The sequence below is a fragment of the Streptomyces sp. NPDC127106 genome, from assembly GCF_042677605.1.
In the GTDB taxonomy this organism is placed as follows: Bacteria; Actinomycetota; Actinomycetes; order Streptomycetales; family Streptomycetaceae; genus Streptomyces.
The window spans coordinates 103,733-126,031 of the sequence record NZ_JBHXTC010000010.1; the positions used below are offsets into that span (position 1 = coordinate 103,733).

At 72.6% G+C, this 22,299-nt stretch carries 24 protein-coding genes; 5 read left to right on the forward strand and 19 right to left on the reverse strand.

What is annotated here, in order from left to right; all coding sequences use genetic code 11:
* Window positions 1-18 precede the first annotated feature (18 nt).
* Both ACFVGY_RS12710 and ACFVGY_RS12715 read right to left on the reverse strand, forming a co-directional pair.
* The gene (locus ACFVGY_RS12710; RefSeq protein ID WP_385675198.1) at window positions 19-429 is read right to left on the reverse strand and encodes a hypothetical protein; all 411 of its coding nucleotides are present in this window, start codon (window positions 427-429) and stop codon (window positions 19-21) included.
* A 184-nt stretch (window positions 430-613) separates the two neighbouring features.
* Window positions 614-874 (reverse strand): hypothetical protein, encoded by a 261-nt coding sequence (locus ACFVGY_RS12715; RefSeq protein WP_385675201.1) that lies wholly within the window; start codon window positions 872-874, stop codon window positions 614-616.
* Between the two features lie 179 nt (window positions 875-1,053).
* Between ACFVGY_RS12715 and ACFVGY_RS12720 the strand changes: the two genes are divergently transcribed.
* Window positions 1,054-2,037 carry a LysR family transcriptional regulator gene (locus ACFVGY_RS12720; RefSeq protein ID WP_385675204.1) on the forward strand — a complete coding sequence of 328 codons (984 nt, stop codon included), beginning with the start codon at window positions 1,054-1,056 and terminating at the stop codon, window positions 2,035-2,037.
* Window positions 2,038-2,110: 73 nt separating this feature from the next.
* On the opposite strand, the gene ACFVGY_RS12725 is transcribed toward ACFVGY_RS12720, so the two are convergent.
* From ACFVGY_RS12725 to ACFVGY_RS12770, 10 genes are all read right to left on the reverse strand, one after another.
* Window positions 2,111-2,980 (reverse strand): carbohydrate ABC transporter permease, encoded by an 870-nt coding sequence (locus ACFVGY_RS12725; RefSeq protein ID WP_385675207.1) that lies wholly within the window; start codon window positions 2,978-2,980, stop codon window positions 2,111-2,113.
* Complete coding sequence (locus ACFVGY_RS12730) at window positions 2,977-3,939, reverse strand: carbohydrate ABC transporter permease (protein ID WP_385675210.1); 963 nt, start codon at window positions 3,937-3,939, stop codon at window positions 2,977-2,979. The genes ACFVGY_RS12725 and ACFVGY_RS12730 overlap by 4 nt, the downstream gene beginning before the upstream one ends.
* The gene (locus ACFVGY_RS12735; RefSeq protein WP_385675211.1) at window positions 3,933-5,273 is read right to left on the reverse strand and encodes an ABC transporter substrate-binding protein; all 1,341 of its coding nucleotides are present in this window, start codon (window positions 5,271-5,273) and stop codon (window positions 3,933-3,935) included. Before ACFVGY_RS12735 ends, ACFVGY_RS12730 begins: the two co-directional genes overlap by 7 nt.
* Complete coding sequence (locus ACFVGY_RS12740) at window positions 5,270-6,250, reverse strand: GNAT family N-acetyltransferase (RefSeq protein ID WP_385675214.1); 981 nt, start codon at window positions 6,248-6,250, stop codon at window positions 5,270-5,272. The genes ACFVGY_RS12735 and ACFVGY_RS12740 overlap by 4 nt, the downstream gene beginning before the upstream one ends.
* An 88-nt stretch (window positions 6,251-6,338) precedes the next feature.
* Window positions 6,339-7,535 carry an exo-beta-N-acetylmuramidase NamZ domain-containing protein gene (locus tag ACFVGY_RS12745; protein ID WP_385675217.1) on the reverse strand — a complete coding sequence of 399 codons (1,197 nt, stop codon included), beginning with the start codon at window positions 7,533-7,535 and terminating at the stop codon, window positions 6,339-6,341.
* Between the two features lie 201 nt (window positions 7,536-7,736).
* Entirely contained in the window at window positions 7,737-8,261 is a 525-nt protein-coding gene (locus ACFVGY_RS12750) for a S26 family signal peptidase (RefSeq protein WP_385675220.1), read from the reverse strand.
* Window positions 8,262-8,272: 11 nt separating this feature from the next.
* On the reverse strand, window positions 8,273-10,138 hold the full coding sequence (locus ACFVGY_RS12755) for an ABC transporter ATP-binding protein (RefSeq protein WP_385675223.1): 1,866 nt from the start codon (window positions 10,136-10,138) through the stop codon (window positions 8,273-8,275).
* Entirely contained in the window at window positions 10,135-10,686 is a 552-nt protein-coding gene (locus ACFVGY_RS12760) for a TlpA family protein disulfide reductase (protein ID WP_385675224.1), read from the reverse strand. Before ACFVGY_RS12760 ends, ACFVGY_RS12755 begins: the two co-directional genes overlap by 4 nt.
* 2 nt (window positions 10,687-10,688) lie before the next feature.
* Complete coding sequence (locus ACFVGY_RS12765) at window positions 10,689-11,255, reverse strand: MauE/DoxX family redox-associated membrane protein (protein ID WP_385675227.1); 567 nt, start codon at window positions 11,253-11,255, stop codon at window positions 10,689-10,691.
* Window positions 11,256-11,375: 120 nt separating this feature from the next.
* Complete coding sequence (locus tag ACFVGY_RS12770; RefSeq protein WP_385675230.1) at window positions 11,376-11,576, reverse strand: hypothetical protein; 201 nt, start codon at window positions 11,574-11,576, stop codon at window positions 11,376-11,378.
* Between the two features lie 307 nt (window positions 11,577-11,883).
* On the opposite strand from ACFVGY_RS12770, the gene ACFVGY_RS12775 reads away from it, so the two are divergent.
* Both ACFVGY_RS12775 and ACFVGY_RS12780 read left to right on the forward strand, forming a co-directional pair.
* The gene (locus ACFVGY_RS12775; protein ID WP_385675232.1) at window positions 11,884-12,222 is read left to right on the forward strand and encodes an ArsR/SmtB family transcription factor; all 339 of its coding nucleotides are present in this window, start codon (window positions 11,884-11,886) and stop codon (window positions 12,220-12,222) included.
* 118 nt (window positions 12,223-12,340) lie between these two features.
* Window positions 12,341-12,949, forward strand: coding sequence for a methyltransferase family protein (locus tag ACFVGY_RS12780; protein ID WP_385675235.1), 609 nt, complete (start codon window positions 12,341-12,343; stop codon window positions 12,947-12,949).
* Window positions 12,950-13,050: 101 nt separating this feature from the next.
* Here the strand turns inward: ACFVGY_RS12780 and ACFVGY_RS12785 are convergent, their stop codons facing one another.
* Both ACFVGY_RS12785 and ACFVGY_RS12790 read right to left on the reverse strand, forming a co-directional pair.
* Window positions 13,051-13,176 (reverse strand): hypothetical protein, encoded by a 126-nt coding sequence (locus tag ACFVGY_RS12785; protein ID WP_385675237.1) that lies wholly within the window; start codon window positions 13,174-13,176, stop codon window positions 13,051-13,053.
* 122 nt (window positions 13,177-13,298) lie between these two features.
* The gene (locus ACFVGY_RS12790) at window positions 13,299-13,691 is read right to left on the reverse strand and encodes a helix-turn-helix transcriptional regulator (protein ID WP_385675240.1); all 393 of its coding nucleotides are present in this window, start codon (window positions 13,689-13,691) and stop codon (window positions 13,299-13,301) included.
* A 181-nt stretch (window positions 13,692-13,872) separates the two neighbouring features.
* On the opposite strand from ACFVGY_RS12790, the gene ACFVGY_RS12795 reads away from it, so the two are divergent.
* Complete coding sequence (locus tag ACFVGY_RS12795) at window positions 13,873-14,814, forward strand: SigB/SigF/SigG family RNA polymerase sigma factor (protein ID WP_385675243.1); 942 nt, start codon at window positions 13,873-13,875, stop codon at window positions 14,812-14,814.
* An 18-nt stretch (window positions 14,815-14,832) separates the two neighbouring features.
* Here the strand turns inward: ACFVGY_RS12795 and ACFVGY_RS12800 are convergent, their stop codons facing one another.
* Together ACFVGY_RS12800 and ACFVGY_RS12805 are read right to left on the reverse strand one after the other, a co-directional pair.
* Window positions 14,833-15,222: an ATP-binding protein gene (locus tag ACFVGY_RS12800; protein ID WP_385675246.1), complete on the reverse strand. Its 390-nt coding sequence runs from the start codon at window positions 15,220-15,222 to the stop codon at window positions 14,833-14,835.
* A gap of 332 nt (window positions 15,223-15,554) precedes the next feature.
* Window positions 15,555-17,222 carry a sigma-70 family RNA polymerase sigma factor gene (locus ACFVGY_RS12805; RefSeq protein ID WP_385675249.1) on the reverse strand — a complete coding sequence of 556 codons (1,668 nt, stop codon included), beginning with the start codon at window positions 17,220-17,222 and terminating at the stop codon, window positions 15,555-15,557.
* A 636-nt stretch (window positions 17,223-17,858) separates the two neighbouring features.
* Between ACFVGY_RS12805 and ACFVGY_RS12810 the strand changes: the two genes are divergently transcribed.
* Entirely contained in the window at window positions 17,859-19,562 is a 1,704-nt protein-coding gene (locus ACFVGY_RS12810; RefSeq protein ID WP_385675349.1) for a protein kinase, read from the forward strand.
* Window positions 19,563-19,937: 375 nt separating this feature from the next.
* Here ACFVGY_RS12810 and ACFVGY_RS12815 read toward each other — a convergent pair whose 3' ends face one another.
* From ACFVGY_RS12815 to ACFVGY_RS12825, 3 genes are all read right to left on the reverse strand, one after another.
* The gene (locus ACFVGY_RS12815; protein ID WP_385675252.1) at window positions 19,938-20,402 is read right to left on the reverse strand and encodes a hypothetical protein; all 465 of its coding nucleotides are present in this window, start codon (window positions 20,400-20,402) and stop codon (window positions 19,938-19,940) included.
* Window positions 20,403-20,570: 168 nt separating this feature from the next.
* Window positions 20,571-20,837: a hypothetical protein gene (locus ACFVGY_RS12820; protein ID WP_385675255.1), complete on the reverse strand. Its 267-nt coding sequence runs from the start codon at window positions 20,835-20,837 to the stop codon at window positions 20,571-20,573.
* Window positions 20,838-21,125: 288 nt separating this feature from the next.
* Window positions 21,126-22,178 carry a PASTA domain-containing protein gene (locus ACFVGY_RS12825; protein ID WP_385675258.1) on the reverse strand — a complete coding sequence of 351 codons (1,053 nt, stop codon included), beginning with the start codon at window positions 22,176-22,178 and terminating at the stop codon, window positions 21,126-21,128.
* Between the last annotated feature and the right edge of the window lie 121 nt (window positions 22,179-22,299).

Consider the following 22,299-nt stretch of genomic DNA (forward strand, 5'->3'; position numbering starts at 1 on the left):
CCGCGCGCCGCGGGTGCGTCAGCCTCGGCGCGGCTTCGCGACGGCCTGGCCGTACCCGGTGGTGCAGGCGTACTTCTTGCCGGCCGGACCGTCCTGGAGGCACACGGTGACCCTGACCTTCTTGCCCTCCGGTAAGTTCCACTGGTCGAACTCGGAGCACTTGCCCTTGCCCCGCACCTCGTACATCCACTCCTTGTCGTCGATGCGCGCCGCGACGCGCCGTCCGTCCGCGGCGTCGTCACAGACCTGCAGCCAGTCGCGGTTGTGGTGCCACGTCGCGCGCCCGCCGCGGTTCACGTCCGCGGTCACCACCGTGATGTCCTCCCCGAGGGGAGTCGCCGAAACCGATCCCGTCGAGACGGCCAGGCCTCCGGCCGCGAGGGCCGCCGCCATGACCGCCTTCGTCCTCCACTTGCCCATCGCGTTCATGTCTCTTCCTTCCTTGTGTTGGTGATCCGTGAGCGTCGCGCGGGTGTCGTCGCCGGCACGCCCTTCGTGAGGTCCCGGACGTTCGCCGGGGGTTCGGCGCCGCATGACGGGCTCCGCTCCGCCTGTCGCGCCCCCCGCCGCGACAGAGACACGAGTCGGGGCACCGGCCGCGTGCGGCCCGCGGCTAGTGGTTGAGCCACAACGCGTACTTCGTGGACCCCGTGATCCTGTCGCATCGCCACCGCTGCCCGGAGGATCGGCCGGCCGCCGTGCAGTGGTCGACGGTGCGGTAGGTGCCGGCGTAGTACCAGTCCGACGGGGCACCCAGGGAGCGTGCCGCCGGACTGGATTCCGCTTCGGCCGGAGCCGCGGTGGCGACGCCGGCTCCGGACAGCAGCAGGGCGGCCGTCCCCAACGTCAGGCAGTAGCGCTTGACTCGTGACATGAAATCCTCCTGGAAGTTCGAGGAATGACGGGCCCGTACCGGTGAGCAGAGCGGAAGCACCCGTACCGACCGGGCGTCACATGGCTCTTGTCGGGCCCGGAACCGAGTCTGGCGCTGCGCCGTCCCGGGTGGAAGCGATCAATGATGCGATGATCGGCGGGATTGATAGCCTTCCCGGTATGACCAGAGGCAGGGCGTCCGATCCGAGTCCGCGTCAGCTGAGGCTGCTGGTCGTCCTGGCCGAGGAACTCCATTTCGGGCGTGCGGCCCAGCGGCTGTTCATCAGTCAGCCGGTGCTCAGCAGGCAGATCCGGGCCCTGGAGGAGACCCTCGGTCTGACCCTCGTCAAGCGGTCCACACGGCGTGTGGAGCTCACGTCGGCGGGCGAGGCCCTCCTGCCCCACGTGCGCGCGATGGTGACGGCCGCCGACGAGTTGCTGCAGGCCGCCGAGGCTGCGGGTCGGGCGGAGGCGCTGTCGGGGCGGTTGGTCCTCGGTGCCTACGTCACCGCACTGCCCGTGATCCGGACCATCGTCGAGTACGCGCGTGAGCGCCACCCGGGCCTGGAGGTGGAGCTCCGCGACGTCGGCTTCGTCGATCAGACGCAGGCCCTCCTGGAAGGGTGGGCCGACACCGTCCTGTGCTTCGGGCCCGTGCCGCCGGGCATCCAGGCCATGGAGGTGGCCCCGGAGCCCAGGCTCGTCTGCCTTCCCGACACCCATCCGCTCGCCACCCGAGACCGGGTGACACTGGCCGACCTCGCCGGCTTGCCGGTCATCGGCCTCGCGGAGCGCCTCCCCCAGGCGTGGCGCGACTACTGGGCCGCGGACCCGCGCCCGGACGGCTCCGCCGTCCGGTACACCGATCACGGCGCGACCCCGATCGAGGCCATCGTCTCCGCCGTCGGCCTCGGCCAGGGCATCGCCTTCGTGGCGGGCGCCGCCGGCGAGCTCTTCCCGCGCCCGGGCATCCGCTACCTGGAGGTCGCCGACCTGCCCCCGGCGTGTGCCCTCCTCACCTGGGCCGCGTCCCGGCGGGACGATCCCGGCCTGGTCGCGATACGGGGCGTGGTGCGCGAGGTGTGTGCGACGGCCGCGGTGGCTCGGCTGGGCACCCGGTGGTGGGACACCCGGGCCGTCCCGGGCCGGCCGACGACCCGGTAGCCCTCCCGTCCGGACGACCGGGTCCGCTGCCCGTGCTGCCCGCGACGCCGGCGAAGGGTACTTCGCCGACTTCTCACTTGAGGCCGCTGAGCATCACGCCGCGGATGTAGTACTTCTGCAGCAGCAGGAAGAGGACCAGGACCGGCAGGACGCTCAGGACGAGGCCGGCCATGACGATCGGCATCGTGCGGGTCGGGTCCACGTAGTCCTGGAGCAGCTGGATGCCGACGGGCAGGGTCATCACGTCCGGGTTGGCGGTCGAGATGAGCAGCGCCCAGATGTACTCGTTCCACGCGTGGACGAAGGTCAGCAGACCGAGCGTCAGCGCGACCGGCCTGGTCTGCGGCACGACGATCCGCCACCACACGGCGAACTCGCCGGCACCGTCGATGCGCGCGGCCTCCAGGACCTCGTCCGGGATCGAGACCATGAACTGGCGCATCAGGAAGATTCCGAAGCCGTTGACGAGGAACGGCATCGCGAGCGCCGCGATGCTGACCGTCAGGCCCGCGCCCCCGCGTCCGAACAGGTCGTTGCCACCCGTCAGCGGCCAGTGCACCAGGATCAGGAAGTGCGGGATGAAGAAGAGGAACGGGGGGAACATCATCGTCGACAGCACGAGTCGGAAGATCAAATTCCGGCCGGGGAAGCGGAGCTTGGCGAGCGCGTAGCCGGCGAGGGACGACGTCAGCAGCACCGACCCGGTGATCACGGCGGTCGCGATGACGCTGTTGCGGAACAGCACCGGCAGATCGAGCTGGTCGATCGCCGCCCGGTAGTTCGACAGGTCGAACGCCTCGGGCAGGAACCGGTAGGGCAGCGTGCCCGCCTCGCCGGCCCCCTTGAACGACGTCATCACCATGTCGAGGAACGGCACCACCGTGAGCACGGCGCCGGTCACGACCACCAGGTACGAGAACCACGGGAAACGGCGGCGGATCACGCGTCCTCCCCCTTGCGCCGGAAGAGCCACAACTGCACCAGGGTGACCACGAGCACCACCAGGAACAGCATGAAGGCGGCGGCGCTCGCCGGCCCCCACTGGCCGTACGAGAAGGCCTGCCGGTACATCTCCAACGCAGCCACGTTCGTCGCGTCTCCCGGCCCGCCCTTGGTCATCACGATGATCAGCGCGAACGACTGCAGACCACTGATGAGCTGGGTGATGCACACGAGCAGCAGGGACGGCCGCAGCAGCGGCAGCGTGATCTTCCAGAAGACGGAGACCGGCCCGGCCCCGTCGAGCGCCGCCGCCTCGTAGTACGACACGGGAACGGACTTCAGCCCGGCGGTCAGGACGAGGATCGCCGAGCCGACGGAGGCCCATGCCTGGACGACCACGACCGAGGGCAGCGCGGTGTCCGGGTCCTGGAGGAAGGCCACCGAGCCGAGCCCGAGGTCGTTCAGGACGCCGTTGACGAGGCCGCCCGGCTCGTACATGTACTTCCACACGTTGCCGACGGCGACGACGGTCGTCACGATCGGCAGGAAGTACAGGGTGCGCCACAGCCCCTGGAACCGCAGGTTGTCGATGCAGGTGGCGACGACCACGGAGCCGGCGAGCGCGAGGACCACGGTGCCCAGGGCGAACAGCAGCGTGTTGGTGAGGATCGGCGTCAGGAACGTCGATCCGTCCGCGAAGAGGCCCGTGAAGTTGTCCGTGCCGACCGGCCGGATCTCGCCCAGGTCGAACCCGGCCCAGCGGGAGGTCGACAGCAGCAGCGCGAAGCCGAGGGGCAGGATCAGGAAGACGGCGAAGAACAGCAACGTCGGCGCCAGGAAGAGGTACGCGACGACGACCTGGCGGCGGCGGGTCCGCGCGCGGCCGTCGGTGGCGGGCTCCGCGGAGCGCGTGCCGGGCGCCACCCGCTCGGTCGTCGCCGGCGTCAGGGTGTTCACCATGAGCGCGACACCTCTCGATCGACCTGACGGCGGGTGGTGCGCAGCGCCTGGTCGACCGTCTGCTGCCCGGTCCACAGCGCTTCGATGTTCTTGCGCAACAGGGACTTGGCCTGCTGGGCGCCGGGCACGTTCGGCTCCGGCACCGAGTACGCCAGCGCGTCCAGGAAGGGGCGCAGGTTGGCATCGCCGTGTGCGTCGAGGAGCGTCCGCATGTCGTCGGAGCGGGCGGTGAGCGAACCGACCGACACCTGGAGGGAGCTCATCCGGGTCGCTGCCCCGCCCGAGGCGGCGCTCTTCACCTTCACCTTCTCGGTGTTCAGCCAGCGCAGGAACTCCCAGGCCGCGCGCGGATGCCTGCTGGCCGTGTTGACCCCCAGCATGAAGGCGGTGGAGAGGGTGGCGCGCTTGCCGTCCGCGGCGGGAAGGGGCAGCGGTGAGACGCCGACGTCGCGGTAGTCCTCGCCCATCAGGGTCTTCAAACTCCCGGTCCACCAACCGGCGCTGACCACCATGGCCACCTGCCCGGACCGGAACGCCTTGTAGACGTTGACACCGGGGGCGCTGGCACCGCTGACGACGAGGCGGTGTTCCAGATCGAGCACGGCCCGTCCGGCCGGCGAGTCGATGGCGGTGCTCCTGCCGTCCTCGGAGACGAACGTTCCGCCGGCGGCGTTGAGCAGGGCGAGTGTCTGACCGACGGTGGTGGAGTCGTCAGCGGTCGACAGGCCGAAGCCCTGGACGAGCGTGTTGCCGTACCGGTCGCGTCTGGCGGTGCGGTGGGCGGTTTCCTCCAGCTCCCGCCAGGTGCGCGGTGGACCGGCGATGCCGGCCTCGCGCAGCAGCCGCTTGTTGTAGTAGAGGGCGTACGTCTGCACCTCCGTGGGGTAGCCGTAGACGCGGCCGCCCACCGACGCCGCGGCGACCGCAGCCTCGCCGTAGCCGCGGGTGATCTCCTCGGTGTGCTCGGACGGAGCGGGCTGCAGGAGGCCGGCCTGGACCAGCTGGCCGTTCCACAAGCAGTACGGGTGGAGGATGTCGGCGCCCTGGCCCGCGGCCTGCCGGACCATGAACGTGGTCAGCAGGTCCGTGAACTCGACGGCCTCGGTCCGCACCTTGACCCGGTCGTGGGTGGCGTTCCACTCGTTGACCGGGCGTTGGAGGGCCTCCTTCAGCACCCCGCTCGCGTAGTGGGAGAGCAGGGTGAGGACGATCGGATCCCCGGGGCGTCCGGTGCCCCGGTGCGGCGCGGAGCACCCGGAGGCGAGCAACGCCGAGGGGAGGGCGAGCGCGAAATGACGGCGGCTCAGGCCGCTGGTGCGGCGTGCCGGTGTCATCGAGCGGCCTCCCGGCGCATCACGCGGAACACGCGGGTCGTGGTGAAGCCGGTCTTGCGGTACATGTGGCCGGCAGGGGACTGCGCGCCGGTCCACAGGAACCACGCGCAGTGCGCGCGGCGCGCCCGCATCCTCTCCAGGACCAGGTGCAGGAGGACCTCGCCGAGTCCGGTGCCGCGCATCTCGTCCAGCACGCCGATCGGGCCGAACCGCTCGTCCACCGCGTCGAACGCGCCGTGCATCGCCCAGCCGACCATGCGGTCCGAAGGGTCCCGGACGACGACGATCCGGTCGAGCGGCGTACCCGCGGCCAGACAGGCCCGGATCGTGCACGCCCAGTCCGGGCCGAAGTGGCTCCCGGCGAGCGCGAGGAGATCCACCAGGTCGTCGTCGGACGGGGTGGCGAACCGGTAGCCCTGCGCCGTCAGTTCCTCCACGCGGCGCGCGACGTCCTGCGGGAAGCGATAGCCCACCAGGCCGCGGTCCATCGCCGCCGCCTCGTACAGCGTGCGAAAGCCCAGGGACTCCAGGAGCCGGGCCGCTTGCGGGTACGCCTCGGCGTCCAGGCCGGGGAGGACGTAGTTCGGGGTGTACGAGGAGAAGTCCACCCGGGTGCGGCCGTGGCCGTGCAGCCAGTCGAGGGCGTCGGTCAGCAGCCGGCGGCCGTGGCCGCGGCCGCGGCCGGCCGGGTCGACGAAGAAGAAGGGGATCCAGCCCTGCTCCGGCTCCAGGTCGGTGCCGGCCATCGGCGCCAGACGGCGCACCGCGTAGGCCGCACCGACGACACGGTCGCCCTCGACCGCGACCCGAAGCCCCTCCGGATCGAAGTTGGCGTCGAGCAGCACCAGGGAACGGAAGCGGTCCGCAGTGATGGGGTCGGACGGCGCACTGCGCCGCCACACCTCCACCACCTGCGGTCCGTCGCCCGCGCGAAAGCCACGGATGTCGGCCCGGGACGTCGTCGTGCGATCGGTCATCGGCGGGGTCGTCCTTCCATACACGGCGCCACGGCGCTCGGGGAGGGGAACAGCAACAGCAGCAGGTCGCGCGGTGCGGCAGCGGGTCTCAGGGGTAGAGGAGCGCGTGATCGCCGACCCATCGGCCGGGCGGCGCCGGCGGACCGCACAGCGGCAGTGGGTCGTCGCCCGCGTCGACGGCACGCCGCAACCGGTCGGATCCCCACAGCAGGTCGATGAAGGGACGCTGGTCGCTCCCCTCCACGCCGCTGTCAGCGGTGCGCCACGCGAAGTGGTCCGGGTACAGCCGCCGCAGCGTGCCGAGCATCGCCACGGCGGTCCGTACGGGGGCGAAGGCCTCGCGGTCGGTGACGTGGAGCTGCACTCCGCGCAGCAGCCGCCCCGCGTGTTTGTGGAACGTGGGTACGAACCACAGGTCACGGAAGCGCACACCCGGAAGGTCGAGCTCGGCGAGCGAGGGCGCGAACCGCGCGTCGACGTACGGGGCCCCGACGATCTCGAAGGGCTGCGTGGTGCCGCGGCCCTCCGAGAGGTTCGTGCCCTCGAACAGGCACGTCCCAGGGTAGACGGCGGCCGTGGCGGGCGTCGGGATGTTCGGCGAGGGCGCGACCCAGGGCAGGGCGGTCGCTTCCGCGTCCATGGAGCGCTGCCATCCGACGACCTCGATCACCGTCAAGTCAGCCGCGCTACCCGCCATTTGGGGCACGATCGAGGCGTTGAGGTACCGGGCGAGCTCGCCGCAGGTGAGGCCGTGCCGGACGGGTACTGCGGCGCGCCCGACGAAGCTGGCCCACGCCGGGTCGAGCAGTGGGCCCTCGCTGACGAGTCCACCGAGGGGATTGGGCCGGTCGGCGACCACGAACCGGACGCCCGTACGGGCCGCCGACACCATCAGGTCGAACATGGTCCACACGTAGGTGTAGAACCTGGCCCCGATGTCCTGCAGGTCGTACACCAGGGCGTCGACACCGCTGTCGAGCAGCAGTTTGTCGAGGAGCTCGCCGCCGCACCGGTACGTGTCGTGGACCGGTAGGCCGGTGGTGGGGTCCGCACGGGCGGCCTCGCTCTCGCCGGCCTGGCCGGTCCCGTGCAGCCCGTGCTCGGGACCGAACAGGGCCACCAGCCGCGCGCCGGCCTCCAGCAGCGCGGTTGCGGTGGGACGCAGGTCGGCCAGGACGCCGGTGTGGTTGGTGACCAGCCCGAGCCGGCCGGGCCCGGCGAGTCCGGGCGACGCGTGCAGTCGTGCGATCCCGGTCGTCACCGCGACGCGGTCGTCCGTGCTCATCCTTTGCCCCGTCTGCCGGTGACATCTCGAAGCCGCGGCAAGAAATTTACTGCTATGTCCGGTAATTCCGCAATTATTTACCAACAGGTCGTGCCGAAGACGGTGGGGATCCTTGCATGGTGGCCGGTCATCGCGCGGACGCGAGGGGTGTGGGCCGGCGCGCCGGGCACGGCTCGGGCGGGAGTCGCCGCGGCGGACGCCTCACCGGTGGGGTGCGAGCCTACGGACCACCACACCGATGATGTCGCCGCGTTCGAGATAGCCGATGTGGCGGGAGTCGTGGCTGTGAGCGGCGTTGTCGCCCAGGACCACGAACCGTTCCCGCGGTACGGGCTTGCCGGCGTCGGCGATGAGGGCGGGTCCCAGACCTGCGGGGACCGGGTCGCCCGGGCCCGCCACCACGCGCTTGATCATCCAGTGTCGGGCGCCGGGGCGTTCACCGGCCCGCCGACGAGGCCCGCCCCCCGTCACCACGGGTTCGCCCGGCGGGCGGCCGGAGGGCGGGCGCCACGCCGCGACGACGACCCCGCCCCTCTCGATGCCCCCGCCTCCCCGCGGGCCGAGCCGCCGCACGAGCACCCGGTCCCCGCTGCGGTAGGACGGCGCCATGCTGGCACCGACAACGGTGATCACGGCGAGTCGGCGCCGCGCCAGCAGTACGTTCACCAGGGTCGTCCCGACCGGGTCGGAAGCGGACGGGAACAGTCGTCGGCGGGTCGGCCACATGGAGCACCTCTTCAGGCATCGAGGGGAGGAGGGGGCACGGGTGCCTCGCGCCGGTAGCCGCGGGCCTGCATCGCGAACAGCCGCGCGTAGGCCCCGTCTTCCCGCATCAGCCGGTCGTGCGTGCCCTGTTCGGTGATGCGGCCCCGCTCCAGCACCACGAGGAGATCGGCCTCCCGGAGCGCGCCGAGCCGGTGTGATATCAACAGACTGGTGCGGCCTGCCCGGTGGTCGCGCAGACGCACGTGGATCTCGTGCTCGGCCTCGGCGTCGAGTCCCGAGCTGGGCTCGTCGAGGATCATGAGGTCGGCGTGGTCGCGGAGGAACGACCGGGCCAGGGCGAGACGCTGCCACTGGCCCCCGGACAGCACGACGCCGGTTCCCGGGTCCTCCTTGTCCTCCTCGGAGAAGAAGATCCGGCTCAGCATGGTGCGGTATCCGTCGGGCAGTCGGGCTATGAAGTCGTGCATGCCGGACAGGTGCGCGGCGCGCTCGACGCTGTCCTGCTGCGTCAGCCGGTCCAGGTCACCGAGCCCGATGTTCTCGCCGGCGGTGAGGTCGTACTCCATGTAGTCCTGGAAGGTCGCCCCGATGCGCCGGCGCAACTCGGCGGGGTGAAACTCCCGCAGGTCGGTTCCGTCCCACAGGACCCGGCCGCGGTCCGGGTCGTAGAGCCGGCACAGGAGCTTGACCAGTGTCGTCTTTCCCGCTCCGTTGAGTCCCACCAGGCCGACGGAGCTGCCTGCCGGGATCGTGAGGTTCACGCCGCGCAGCACCCAGGGGTGCTCCGGGCCGTAGCGGAACCACACGTCACGCAGTTCGATGCCCTTCCGCAGGCGGGGCACCGGCCGCGGGTGGTTGCTGACCGGCAGGTCGTCCTCCGCTTCCCCGATCGCGACGTAGTGGTCGAAGAGCAGGAGCGCCTGGTGTCCGCCTGCGATCTCGCCGGCCAGTGCGGCGAGTGCCGTCTGCACGGCGGGCAGCGCTGCCACGAGCAGGGAGACGCCGCCGATGCTGATGCGGCCCTGCCCCGCGGCCCGGACCGCCCACAGCAGGCCCAGGCCGGCGACCACTGCCGCGAGCGCGCCGAGGCCGAGCTGGACCACCAACTCCTGACGGTCCACCGCCTGCTTGGCCGCGTCGGCCCTGCGGCGTACGGCGAGCATCCGCCCGCGCAGGAAGCCGCCGATGCCGAACAGTCGGACCTCCTTGGCGGCCTGGGTGCTGGTCAGCAGCTGGTAGTAGAAGAGCTCCCGGCGTTCCGCGGGACCGATGCGCCAGAGCATCGCCGCCCGCCGGCGGCTCATCGCCAGCTCACCGAGGAGCAACGGCACTCCGGAGAAGAGCACGGCGACGGCCAGGAACGGGCTCAGCACGACGAGCGAGCCGAGGAACCCGCCGACGGTGAGCGTCCCGTGCAGGACCCCCAGCGCGCTGTTGACCGCCTGCGTCGGCGTCATGCCCCCGGCCTGCTGGGCGAGTCGCAGCCGGTCCAGGAACTGCGGATCCTCGAACCTGCTCAGGCCGGTCAGGCTCTCCACGGCCCGGTAGAGGGAGTCCTGGGCGCGCACCCCGGCCGCGCGCTGCGTCTGGGCCTGGACGTACTGGGCGATGTGCGGCACCACGGCGGCTGCGACCCCCACCGCGGTGAGCAGCCCGGCCGGTGCGAGGAGCGCATGGGGTCCGCCGCCTGCGGCCAGCCTGTCCAGCACCGCCCGCACCGTCCAGGCAGCGGCGAGGGGCAGCGCCGCCCCGAGGGCGGTGAGCAGCGTGAGCGCCGCGAGGTGCCGGGGCGCAGCCCGGAAGGCGAGCCCGGCCGCCGCGCGGAAGACCACGGCCAGCCGCCGCGGACCCGGTGACGGCGCCGCTGCCGTCCTCACGGCGCCGCAGCGACGGGGGACGGCAGCACGTGCTCGCCCACCGCCTCCACCACGACCACGTCACCGGCAGCGCGCACCCGGCACATGACGGGGAAGGCGCGGACCGCGAACGCCCTGCTCACGGGACCGCTGGTGCCCTCGTGGACGACCCTGGCGACCGGACCCAGTTCCTTGACCATCTGTTCGGTTTCCGCGTCCTCGTCCGTCCCGCCCGCTATGACGGCGACCGCCCCGTTCGCAGGAACCGCTCGCAGCGCCGCCGCCACCCGCGGCAGCTGTGCGTGGCACGGGGGGCAACCGGGGGACAGGAACACCACGACGGTCCCGGTGTCGAGATCGCGGACGTTCAGGGACCGGCCGTCGACGGTCCGGGTCTCGAAGGCCCCGACGACCGCGCCCGGGGGAAGCATCCCCTCATCGGCGGGACGGTCCGCGGGAGTGCGGGCGGCCTGCTGCGCGCGCAGCCTGCGGACCAGCCCCACGGTCAGGAGGAGGTCGAGCAGGCACAGCGCGCCGACGAGCACGACGGCCGCGATGAGATACGGCATGATCACCTTCGGGCTTTCCGTGCGGCGACGGGAAAGGCGTCGCGCAGCAACTCGGATATGTCATCGAGGACGGTCACCACGACACCGACGACGAGGCCGGTGGCCAGGGCCACCGCGACGGCGCCCGGTGCTTCCGGCGGGCCGTTCGACGTCCCGACGGCGCCGGTCACCGCCGCTGCCATCAGGAGACCGTTGCGGACGAGCTGGAGGGGGCCGGCGTTGCTCGTGGAGGCTCCGAAGCAACGGCACGGCACGCGCGCGCCGCGCCGGAGCGACGCCGCGATCGCGAGGGTGAACGCCCCGAGCAGGCACCCCACCAGCGCGAACCCCGCGATCGCCGCCGGCGCCGGCAGTAACAGCAGCACGATCCCGACCGCCTCCGCCCCCACGACGAGATGCGCCACACCGCGTCCTCGGCTCGGGGACGCGGACCTGACGAACTCCTGGACGGAGCGCACGAACGCTCCGAAGGACTCCGCACCGCTGGCCTTGCCCACCACCGCGACCGCGAAGACGACCACGAGCAGGGTCCGGCAGGACATCGCGGCGAGCTCCATGGCGAGGGACACCCTTCTGTCGTGCCGGTGGGATGACGGAGCCCGGAGACCCGGTGGGCCCGCGCGCGCGGGCACCGCCGGAGTCCCCGTACTGCTCCGATGAGGACCGGAGACTCAGCCGGACCGCTGGGGTCAGCAGCCGCAGTGGCCGAACCTGTAGTAGTAGCTGCCGTCGTCGCAGTTCACCCGGTACTGGGTGTACTTCCTCTGGCCCGCGCAACTGCCGGTGATGCACTTCGAGCCGGCGTCCCAGCACCTGACCGCGTGAGCCGTGGCCGCGGGTGCCAGCCGTTCCACCAAGCGATCGGCCATCGCCTGCAGAGCCTTGGTCATCTGTGTCCCCTTCCATGACGTCGCGTCGCCGACGGGCGACGCGGTGAGAACCCGGAGAGCGGTGTGCGGCCCTGGAGGGCCACGGCTGAGCCTGCTGGCGAGGGTCCGACGGACACAACAGCCCGGGACTGTCCCGGACGGCTCCACCGCTGTCCGAGCTGGTCAGCCCGGTGTCCGGGACACCGTTGGGAACGCGGTCCGGGGGCGGCCACGGGGCTGACACCCCGACCGGGGGCGGTCGACGCCGTTTCACGCCAGCAGACAGTTCACGCTTCCCTGAATTCAGGTTGATGTGTACTGTCTTGTTGTGCTGACTGTTGCCTCCGACATCGAGGTGCTGGCCCGGTTCGGTCGTGCGCTCGCCGACCCGATCCGCTGCCGCATCCTGCTCGCCCTACGCGAAGCCCCGGCCTATCCGGCCGACCTGGCCGACGCCCTCGGCGTCTCCCGTACGCGGCTTTCGAACCACCTGGCCTGCCTGCGCGACTGCGGTTTGGTGGTCACCGTCCCGGACGGACGCCGCACCCGGTACGAGCTCGCCGACGAACGCCTCGGCCACGCCCTCGACGACCTGCGCACCGCCATGGTCGCCGTCGAAACCGATCGGACCTGCCCGGAGGCCGAAGAGAAGGGCTGCTGCTCATGACAGTGACACCCCGCGGGCCGTCCCCGGTCCGCCGTGATGCGCTCACCCGCCGGATGAGACGGCTGGTCACCGTGACCGGCGCCCGTCCCGTCTGTGCTCCGACCATGGAGGCGGGCCGGTGAACAACTGGGCATGGACGGCACTCGTCCTCTACCTCGGTTGGGCGGGGTTCGCCTTCGGCGTCCGCGCCGCTGTGCAGCGCCGCCGTACCGGCGACGCGGGCTTCCGCGGCATCTCCGGCCGCCCCGGTGAGGCTGCCTGGTGGGCCGGTGTGCTGTTCGTCGCCGCTCTGCTGGGCGGAGCCGCCGCTCCGATCGCGGCGCTCGCCGGGTTCTCCTCCCTGGAGGGCGGCGCGGCGCTGCGAGCGGCGGGTCTGGCCGTCGCCCTGGTGGGGATGGCGCTGACATCGGTTGCCCAGATGGCCATGGGCGCTTCGTGGCGGGTCGGGGTGGACGCGGGTGAGCGCACCGCGCTGGTCACGTCCGGGGTGTTCGCCCGGGTCCGCAACCCGGTCTTCACCGCGATGGCCCTCACCGCGCTCGGGTTCGCGCTCATGGTGCCGAACCTGCTCGCAGGCGCCGCCCTGGTGACCCTGGTCGTGGCGGTGCAGTTGCAGGTACGGGTGGTCGAAGAGCCGTATCTCGCCTCCGTCCACGGAGACGACTACGCCGCCTACGGCGCCCGCACCGGGCGCTTCCTTCCGGGCCTGGGCCGGCGAACGACCTGACACCCGCCCCGCCTTCAGGTGGCCCGCGGCACCCTGCACGGCCCCCGGGGGCGGGCGCGCGGCCCGAGCGTGCGGAGGCGTCCGGAGCGCCTCTGGCTGCTCTAGCGCCCCCCGGACAGGCTGTGGACGAGGACGCCCAACGCGAAGGCGAGCAGGAGCAGATGGAGCCAGACGGGCCCGGGCGGGGCGGTGGCGTCGGCGAGTACGGAGGTCGGGATCGCAGTCATGGTGCGCGCCTGCCCCCGTCCGGCGGATTGACGCACGCCTCTTCCCGGAACACGCCGCCGGCACGTCTTCTCCCCGTCACGCCGGTGCGCGAGTTCGGCACCGGGAGAACCGAAGGGCGCCGTCAGGCGGGGCTCTCGGTCGCCGGGACGTCCTCGGCCCGACCGCCCGGCGTGTCGTTCGGCCCCTCACCGGCAGCCGCCGCCGGGGCGGTCAGGGGGCCGATGAGATAGGTCAGCAGGCCGGCGATCTCGCGGTCGGCCTCCGCGGGGTGGCGGAAGCGGGCGCCGGGGGCGATGACGTAGCGGTTGCGCCGGCCGTCCCGGGTCCGCGTGAGGTACCCGTCCGCCTGCAGGTCCGTGACGATCGCCTGCACGGTGCGCTCGGTCAGGTCGCAGTTCGCCGCGATGTCGCGCAGCCGGATCCCGGGGTCGCGCGCAATGGCGATCAGAACGCGCGCGTGGTTCGTCAGGAAGGTCCACCGGCTCCGGCGGGGACCCGTGTGCTCTTTCTCCACGTCCGCATTCTTGAGTGACAACTCGCGAAAAGCAAATCCCGAACCATTTTTCCGGTATCACTTGACGTGTGTCCGTGACCCCGGCAGGGTGCTGGTGAGCGGAATCGCACTTCCGCATGAGCGAGACGACCGAGCATTCGCGCAACGCACCGCAAGCACCCGTGCCCAAGGAGCGACGACGATGACCCTCACGGCCACGTTCGAGGCCACCGCCCAGGCGACGACGACCCCGACGACTCCGACGACGACCGCAGTCCCCGCCGACGGGGGAGGGGGCGCATCCGCGCTCCGCGGGCTGCCGGACGTGGCCTGCCCACGCGAAGTGTCCACGTCCGAGGCCCGGCACCTGACCCGGGTGTTCTTCGAACGGCTGCGGAGCCTGGAGGAGGGCACCCGGGAGTACCAGTACGTACGCAACACGCTGATCGAGATGAACGTCTCCCTGGTGCGCTTCGCCGCCCGCCCGTTCCGGGACCGCCCCGGCGGCCCGGAGAACGAGGACATCCTCCAGGTCGGCATCATCGGCCTGATCAAGGCCATCGACCGCTACGACCCCGAGCGCAACACGCAGTTCACCACGCTCGCCCTGCCGTACATCACGGGCGAGATCAAGCGCCACTTCCGAGACACGGCCTGGGCCGTACGGGTCCCGCGCCGCCTGCAGGAGATGCGCTCGCAACTCGCGAAGGCCGCCGAGGAGCTGACCGCCGTACTGGACCACGAGCCCACCCCCGCGGAACTTGCAGCACACCTGGACCTGACCGAGGACGAGGTCCGCGACGGCCTGGTCGCCGCCAACGGCTACTCCACCCAATCCCTCGACGCACCCCAGGAGCACACCGCCCCCGCCGCGCAGGGGCCGGCCCCCGGCCGAGCCCCGCGCACCTTCGCCGAGACCCTGGGCGACGTCGATCCCGCCCTGGAGGCGGTCGAGGACTGGCACGCACTGGCGCCCCTGCTCGCCGACCTGGACGAGCGCTGCACGCGCATCCTGCAACTACGCTTCGGCGAGGACATGACCCAGGCCGCGATCGGCGCGGAGATCGGCCTCTCCCAGATGCACGTGTCCCGCCTGCTCTCCCGCACCCTGGGCGCGCTGCGCCGAGAACTGCTGCACGGCTGACCCGCCGCCCCGGAGGGGTCAGCCGCGCCTGGGCAGGCCGGTCCGCATGCGCGCGGCGTCGATCTCGGCCCACACCACCTTGCCGTGTTCGTGGGCCTCGGCGCCCCAGCGGTCGGCGAGCCGGCGTACGACGTGCAGGCCGTGACCGCCCGGGACACCCGGGCGCGGTGCGGGCAGCAGCCGGGGAAGGTCGCCGACACCGTCGCACACCTCGACGCGGAACACCGTGTCGGCCGCGAGCCGGAGTTCGTGGCAGCCGTCGGCGTGCAGGGCGGCATTGGAGAGGAGTTCGGACACCACGAGGAGCGCGTCCTCGGCGGTGTCGTGACCGTCCCATCCCCACTCCGCCAGGGCCTCGCGGGCGAACTCGCGCCCCCGGGCGACCTGTTGGCGGACACCGAGCAGCACGAGCCGCCGGTCCGTGCGGCGTTCAGGGCGGCAATCCGGCCCCCGCCCCTCCGAGGCCGGCTCCCCGGTGTCCGGTCCGCTGGTCTGCACTGTGCCCCACCCGCCCCTGCCCCCGCCCTCGGCCCCGTCACGTCTCGTCAGGAGCCGCCCGGCGTCGTTCCGCCTCGACTGTACTGCCTCCGCCAGCCCGAGAACCCCTGACCCGACCCACCCCTTTCGAGGAGTCATGAACAGCCTCCTCGGACTGCTGGCCGGCCGCTCCGGGACCACGAGACGGCCGGCGGCCCGGTCGGCGACGACGCGGGCGGGTCCGGTCGGGGGCCGACCCGCGCTCACCCCATCGTGAAGAGGAAATGGGCGGAGTCGTAGTAGTTGGGCAGGTGCACCATGCGCGAGCCCGGGCGCGGGGGGTTGGCCTTCGGCCAGTCCTGCGGGCCCAACAGGTGGTCCGGGTAGTCGCTGCGCGGGACCCGCGGCACGAACCAGAGCCGGAACGTGCCGGGCGACGCCTCGTGTTCGAACCTCCAGAGCTGCGCATGGCGGCCCGTGTCGGTCCGGCAGGTACGCAGGGTGACGGCGACGTCGTTCCCGCCGGCGGTGGTGCCGTCGAGGCAGGTGCCCGTACCCGTGTTTCGAATCTGATAGCTGCCCCAGCCGGCCGGCAGGCGCTGCCAGCCCTGTGAAGCGTCGCCCGTGCACGGTTCGAGCTGTAGCGTTCCGCCGGAGCCGCCGCCGGCCACACCGACGCACAGGCCCGAGCGGACGTTGACCAGCGGGAGTCCGGCGGGACCGGTCGAAGGCGAGGCCGAGGCCGAGGCCGACGTACTGGTGACGGGGGTCGGGGTGACGGTCGGGGCGCTCGGCGCGGCTGTGGTGGGGGCGGCCGTGGCCTGCGCGGTGGCGGACGGGAGCGGTGGCTGCGAGGCCGTCGCAACCGCGTCCGGGTTCGGGCCCTGCACCGGGCCGGGCACCGAACCGGGGCCTACGGCCATGAGGGCGGGCCGGGACTGCCCCTGCCTGTCGTCGGCCGGCAGCAGGACGACGGCGGTCACCGTCGTCCCCGCGACGGCCGCCACCGTCGCGGCCCATTTCGCCGTACCGAACCGCGACGCGACGAGCTTGACCCCGCCCAGCTTGCCCGCTGCCAACGGGGCGCTGTGCCCGCCGATGGACGACAGGAAGGAGGCCGGGTTCCACAGGAGGATCCCGCCCAGCAGCAGCGCGCCCAGCCGGCCGTTGACGTCCCGCAGGTCGCGTTCGGCCCGGGTGCAGCCGGCGCACCCCTGGAGGTGCCGCCTCAGATCCCGGGTGACGCGTTTGCCCGGTCGGCGGAGCGACGCCGCGAGCAGGCCCCCGTAGTGCCGGCACTCGTCGCTCGCCGCCTGGTCCAAGTGGGCGCGCAGGTACGCCTCGCGCAGCCCCTCCCGGGCGCGCGCGGCCAGTGAGCCGACGCCTCCCGCCGATATCCCGAGGCGTTGGGCGGTGTCGGCGGCAGGCTCGTGCTCGACGACGGCGTGCCACAGTACGGCCTGCCAACGCTCCGGCAGGGACCGGTACGCCCGCAACACCAGCGACCCTTCCTCCGCTGACACGACGGCGCCCTCGATGTCCTGGCCGTCGGCGAGGCCCTCGGCCCACTTCTCGAAGTCGTCCGACAACTGGGTCCGGGCGCCCCGGCGCACCCAGTCGGCCGCCACACGGCGCACACAGGTCAGCAGGTAGGGCCGCCAAGCGTGCTCGGGCCCGGCGCCCCAGGCGACGGCCCGGTACGTGCGGGCGAACGCCTCGGCGGCGAGATCGTGGGCGGTGGACTGGTCCCGGCAGCACGTGCGGGCGTACGCGAGCACGGCGGAGTGGTGGCGGGCGAACACCTCGCCCATCACGTCGCTCGTCTCGGGCCCCTTCGACGCCGGGGGGCGTTCGTTGCGCAGCAGTGCGCAGAGCTCCGCGTCGCTGAGGCTCTGGAGGTCCTGCTGACGGGCAGTTGCCGATGTGCTCAACGCTAGCTCCCGTTGGCTTTCTGATGGCCGGCACGGCGGGTGCCGGGCTTGTCTGCAGTGGGGGTGCGACGCTGCGCCCGGCCGGAATTCGCGCAAGTGTGCACGCTGGTAGGGCTTATGAGCAAACGTCAGCAGCATCCACGAGATTGGCTGCTGTTAGACCAGGTGGGGCGGTGGGGAAGTCGGGCGCCGTCCCGGCGCTTTGGCCGCGGCGCCATGCGTTGCGTGGCCGAAACAGGACGGCGTGGCCCCTCACGGAATCCGCGCGAGGCTGGCCGGCGGCCGACTTGAGTAAAGGATGGGTAAAGCCGCGGGAGTGTTTCGCGGCTGCACGGTCTCCACCCACAGCAACGACCGACGAGGAGGCGCGAGTGCCGCACCGGGGGCCCCGTCCACAGCCGTGGCGCGCCATGACCGCGCCCCGGGCGGTGCCCTCGTCCGCGCACGACACCACCGCGCTGCCGGCCGCCCGCAGGAACCCGCTTCCCGCGGCACGCCACGTTCCGGTCCGGCCCGGAGCGACCCCGGCTGAGGCGCCATCAGCGGGCGGTGAAGGCCTGGCGTGGTCATGCCCTTACGCTTGGCCCGGCAAGCCGTCGACGGACGGTCGGTGAGGGAACGGAGCGGGCGGTGCCGGTGCCATCGGAGCAGGCGAACGACGGCGGCCTGGTCGGCAGGGCACTCGGAGGGCGCTACCGGGTGACCGAGGTGGTCGGCCGCGGTGGCATGGGCATGGTCGCGCGGGCGGTCGACGAGGTGCTGGGCCGTGAGGTCGCCGTCAAGCTGCTGCGCGCCTACACCGACGCCAGCCCCGCCGAACGGGCCGACCTGCGGACCCGGATGCAGCGCGAGGCGCGGGCCGCCGCGCGCATCCGGCACGCCGGCGTGGTCACCGTGCACGACGTGACCGAGGACCAGGGCCTGCCGGTCATCGTGATGGAGCTCGTCGACGGGCCCTCGCTCGACCGGGTCGTGGCCGAGCGCGGCGCGCTGGACCCGTACGAGGCCGCCGCCATCGGCGCCAGGCTGATGGACGCGCTCGACGCCGCGCACCGGGCGGGCGTCCTGCACCGGGACGTGAAGCCGGGCAACGTGCTGCTGGAGCGCGGCGGCCGGGTCGTGCTCACCGACTTCGGCATCGCCAGCATGCAGGCTCCCGATGACGAGGAGCTGGCGAAGCTGACCCGCAGCGGCGAAATCGTCGGCTCGCTCGACTACCTGCCGCCGGAGCGCGCCCAGGGCCGGGAACCCGGACCCGCCTCGGACATCTGGTCGCTGGGGATGACCCTGTACGCGGCGGTGGAGGGCGTGTCTCCGTTCCGCCGGACCTCCGTGTGGTCGACGCTGTCGGCCATCGTCGCCGAACCGCTGCCCGTGCCCCGGCGGGCGGGGCCGCTCGGGCCCGTGCTGATGGCGCTGATGGCGAAGGAGCCGGAGAGTCGGCCCACCGCCGACCAGGCCCGCGCGATGCTGGAGCGGGTGGCGTCCGGCACCGGCGTGGAGAACCCGGCGCGGCCGGCCCCGGCTGCCGTCGCGACGGCGGCGCCGGCCGTCGCACCGTCCGCCGCGGTATCTCCCGCCGGGCCCGCCGCCGGGCCGCCCGCCGGGCCTGTTGCCGGGCCGCCTCCCGGCTTCGGCCCGCCGCCCGCCGCCGTATCGTTTCAGCAGCCGCCCAGCGCCCCGGCTCCTTACCCCGTACTCCCTCCGCAGGGCGGGCCGTCGGGGCACCCGCCCGTCGCCGGACGCGCCACCGAGGCGGCGGCCGCGGACCGGGCGCGGCGCCGCGCCCGGCTCGCGATCGCCGTGGCGGTGGTCGCCGTACTCGCCGCGGGAGGCGTCACGTACGCCGTGACCAGTGGGGGCGGCGGGGACCGACGCCAGGCATCGGCGACGCCGCCGGGGGCCGCCCCCGAACCGCGGACGTCCGGCGACCTGTCGGGCGCTGCCGGCCAGGGCCCTTCCCCCTCCGGGGCCCGGGCCAAGCCGTCCGCCACTGCCTCGAAGAAGCCGGGTGCGGCATCGCCCTCCCCGAACGCGTCCTCGGTCGCCCCGGCCCGGCCGAGCCCCGTACCCACGGGCTGCGCCGGCTGGACCCACAAGGACCCGAAACCGGGCACGTACGGCTACATCTCCGGCGACCACCGCCTGCTGGCCGCGCCGTACCAGCAGTGCGCAGCCGGCGCCCTGGTCAAGGACGGCACGAAGCTCTGGTACCACTGCTACGTCGTCAACTCGTACGGCAACCAGTGGACGTACGTGCGCGTGGACGGCACGAACGCCACCGGGTGGCTGTACAACCGCGACCTCACCGGCCAGAAGGGCTCGTCCCCCGCGTGTTAGGCCCCCGCAGCTCCTCGTGGTCGATGGCTGCGCCGTCGACCACGACGGGTGTTCACCGCTGGTCGCGACGGGAGTCGGCTCCCTCGTCCGGCGGTCCGGACGCCGGGTTCCGCTCCGGCTTCCCCGGGCGGTGGACCCGCCTTCCTCCCTCGTCGTACGTCGTCTCCGGGCCCGGACGCCGACGGCGGGGGACGTACCCGGGTGGGCAGAGGTTCTCGCCGGGACGGGCCGGCACGCCGCCGGGCGGTGGTTGCGCGGCGGGCGTACCGCCGTGGGCCGTCGACCCGATGCGCACGCACTCGCACTCGGGGTCGCCCGGACACGGCAGCACGTCCGGCAGCTCGTCGGGCGGCTCGCCCGGTGGTGGTGGTCCCGCTACGGGCACGAGCTGTTCCTCCCGCTGCCGCCCCACCAGCAGTACGCCCCCCATGACGCGTCCCCGCTGGGAAAGTGGTCCTCCAGCGTGTAGCAGTTCGGATGGGACGACCAGGTGGCCGGGTCGTTGCCGTCGTCCACCACTTCCCCGAACCAGTGGACGACGTCCGCCTGGGAACGCAGACCGCCGCTGTTTCCCGACGTGCCGTAGGCCGTCACGGACTGGGCGCTGGAGCCGCCGTCGTCCAGCTGCGACTCGACGGGCACCCAGTCGAGCATGGTGCCGCCTCCGGTCACCGTACTCGTGACGATCTCGCGCCGGGCGTACTGGTCGGGGAGGTACTGGTGGATCTCCTCCAGCCGGGCCTGGGCCTCGGCCGGGGACTCGGTCGTGGTGGTGCGGCCGCCGGTGAGGGGCGGCCCGTCCCCCTCGCCGTCGAGGTGGGGATTGCGTTCGATGGCCATGGCCTTGCCACTTCCGTGTCACGGTGGAAGGTAAACGCGTATGCGGCATAACGGGATGAAACCCCTACTCAAGGGGGCCTGCTCGGGCGCCACTCGGCCGGTGGGTGCCGGTCATGGCGTGGGGCTGCCCGGGAACCCGTGGTTGCGGATTCCCGGGCAGCCCGGGTTTCACGGCTGGGTGGTCGGGGCCGCGAGGGTGTCTTCGGGGAAGGTGTTGGTCTGGGTGACGTTGACGGCGGCGGAGTTTTCGTTGGTGCCGTCACCCTCGGTGGTGCAGATCTGCTGGGCGACGTTCGTCTGTGCCACGTTGCCGGCGACTTCGCTGGCCGTGTTGGTTTGCGTGGTGGTCTGTGTGCACGGGACGGTCTCGGTGTCCGCCTTGGGGGTATCGGCGGAGGCGGTTGCCGCCCCGGCCATGGTGAGGCTTCCGAGCATGGCAGCCACAAGAGCGGCCCTGTGAAGCTTGCGCATTACATCCTCATTTCCGCTTGGGTCTCCCGTTTGGCGATAACCGAAACGTTACGATTGTGCACCATATGTGACGATCGGACCTTTGGCCCTATAACACGCCGGGCTGTCCGTGGCAACTGCGGGGTCTCGGTTGACGGCCCGGCAGATCTTTCGAATCGCCGCGGCCGGTGGCGGGGCGGCGCCTGCCCGTGACGGGCGGCGCCTCGGCCTCGCCCGCGCTGTCGGGAGCGAGTTGCTACGCCCTCGTCTCCATCAGCACAGGCGGGTGTGGCGGCACGGGCTCCAGCGGCTGCCACCCGAGCCCCCGGACGAACCGCCGGAGGATCCGTAGTCGGGAATCCCGTCGGGGAAGGCGTGGGACCGGTTGCGGTCCCCGGGGAAGGGATCGCGGTAGTCGGGGTCGCCGTCACCGTCGCGGTCGGGGAGCCGCGCGTCCGTGCCGGTGCCGCGGTCCGGCTCCGGGCAGCCGTTCTCCTCGGCGGCCAGCCGCAGTTCCACCAGCGGTGTGTCGGGCTTCACGGCCGTTCCCGCAGCGGGATCCTGGCGGCACACCCGCCAGTCCTCGTACTCGCCCTCATCGGGCAGCGTGTCGTTGAGGTACGCCGCCCGGGCCCGGACCCTGTCGGGGCGCACGCCGAGCGCGACGACTTCCGCGCGGGCGGTCTGCCAGGTCTTCCACACCAGATCCGGCATCTTCGGCCACGGGATGGGCTCGCCGTCCCTGGTCGGGCAGGGCGCACCGTTGGGCACGGCACCGAACTCGGCGGTCGGCTTGTGCCCGTCCCAGCCGGTCTGCTGGAAGCACACGGTCCACCGCGACAGGCCGCGTACGAAGCCGTCCTTCTCGGAGGCGTCGTGGTGGTGGACCAGGAAGCCGGCCTGCCGGGCCTGGTGGGAGGCCGTCTCCAGAGACTGCCCGCGGAAGTCGGCGAGCGGCGGCACCGTGGGCGTCGGCGAGGCCTTGGCCCTGGGGGCCGCCGTCGTTCGGCTGCCCGCGGCGCGCGGCGACGGCGCCTGGGCCGCGGCCTCCTTGGGAGGATCGGGCAGCACACCACCCAGCAGAGCCGCGGCAGCCACCGAAGTGACGAGCTTTCCGGCGGTGGGCCACGCGGTGCCCCGCCACACCGCAACCAGCGCGGCCACCAGCGCGGCCGCGCCCAGGCGCGGCTCCAGCAGGCCGGCCACCGGCACGGCAGCAACCAGGGCGAGGCGGCCGGGGTTGGTCCGCCACCACACCGTACGACCGGTGCCGCGAGGGGCCTCTGGCGCTGCGGGCGGTATGGGGTCGGCATACGGGCCAGGCATGATGGCCCCTTTCACTGTGAGTACGGTGGTGCGAGGCGGATGCTATCCGTCCCGGCCGGCGCCGCATCGATCACCCCACCGCACCCCATCCCATCCCGTTCCGGCCGCCGCCGTGGGCGGG

Bases quoted from the DNA above. Each gene is read 5' to 3' on its own strand.
- ACFVGY_RS12760 (WP_385675224.1), bottom strand. From the start codon at position 10,686: ATGCCGTATCTCATCGCGGCCGTCGTGCTCGTCGGCGCGCTGTGCCTG.
- ACFVGY_RS12735 (WP_385675211.1), bottom strand. From the start codon at position 5,273: ATGACACCGGCACGCCGCACCAGCGGCCTGAGCCGCCGTCATTTCGCG.
- ACFVGY_RS12715 (WP_385675201.1), bottom strand. From the start codon at position 874: ATGTCACGAGTCAAGCGCTACTGCCTGACGTTGGGGACGGCCGCCCTG.
- ACFVGY_RS12795 (WP_385675243.1), top strand. From the start codon at position 13,873: ATGACCCTCACGGCCACGTTCGAGGCCACCGCCCAGGCGACGACGACC.
- ACFVGY_RS12710 (WP_385675198.1), bottom strand. From the start codon at position 429: ATGAACGCGATGGGCAAGTGGAGGACGAAGGCGGTCATGGCGGCGGCC.
- ACFVGY_RS12825 (WP_385675258.1), bottom strand. From the start codon at position 22,178: ATGCCTGGCCCGTATGCCGACCCCATACCGCCCGCAGCGCCAGAGGCC.
- ACFVGY_RS12720 (WP_385675204.1), top strand. From the start codon at position 1,054: ATGACCAGAGGCAGGGCGTCCGATCCGAGTCCGCGTCAGCTGAGGCTG.
- ACFVGY_RS12770 (WP_385675230.1), bottom strand. From the start codon at position 11,576: ATGACCAAGGCTCTGCAGGCGATGGCCGATCGCTTGGTGGAACGGCTG.
- ACFVGY_RS12820 (WP_385675255.1), bottom strand. From the start codon at position 20,837: ATGCTCGGAAGCCTCACCATGGCCGGGGCGGCAACCGCCTCCGCCGAT.
- ACFVGY_RS12785 (WP_385675237.1), bottom strand. From the start codon at position 13,176: ATGACTGCGATCCCGACCTCCGTACTCGCCGACGCCACCGCCCCGCCC.
- ACFVGY_RS12815 (WP_385675252.1), bottom strand. From the start codon at position 20,402: ATGGCCATCGAACGCAATCCCCACCTCGACGGCGAGGGGGACGGGCCG.
- ACFVGY_RS12745 (WP_385675217.1), bottom strand. From the start codon at position 7,535: ATGAGCACGGACGACCGCGTCGCGGTGACGACCGGGATCGCACGACTG.
- ACFVGY_RS12730 (WP_385675210.1), bottom strand. From the start codon at position 3,939: ATGGTGAACACCCTGACGCCGGCGACGACCGAGCGGGTGGCGCCCGGC.
- ACFVGY_RS12740 (WP_385675214.1), bottom strand. From the start codon at position 6,250: ATGACCGATCGCACGACGACGTCCCGGGCCGACATCCGTGGCTTTCGC.
- ACFVGY_RS12750 (WP_385675220.1), bottom strand. From the start codon at position 8,261: ATGTGGCCGACCCGCCGACGACTGTTCCCGTCCGCTTCCGACCCGGTC.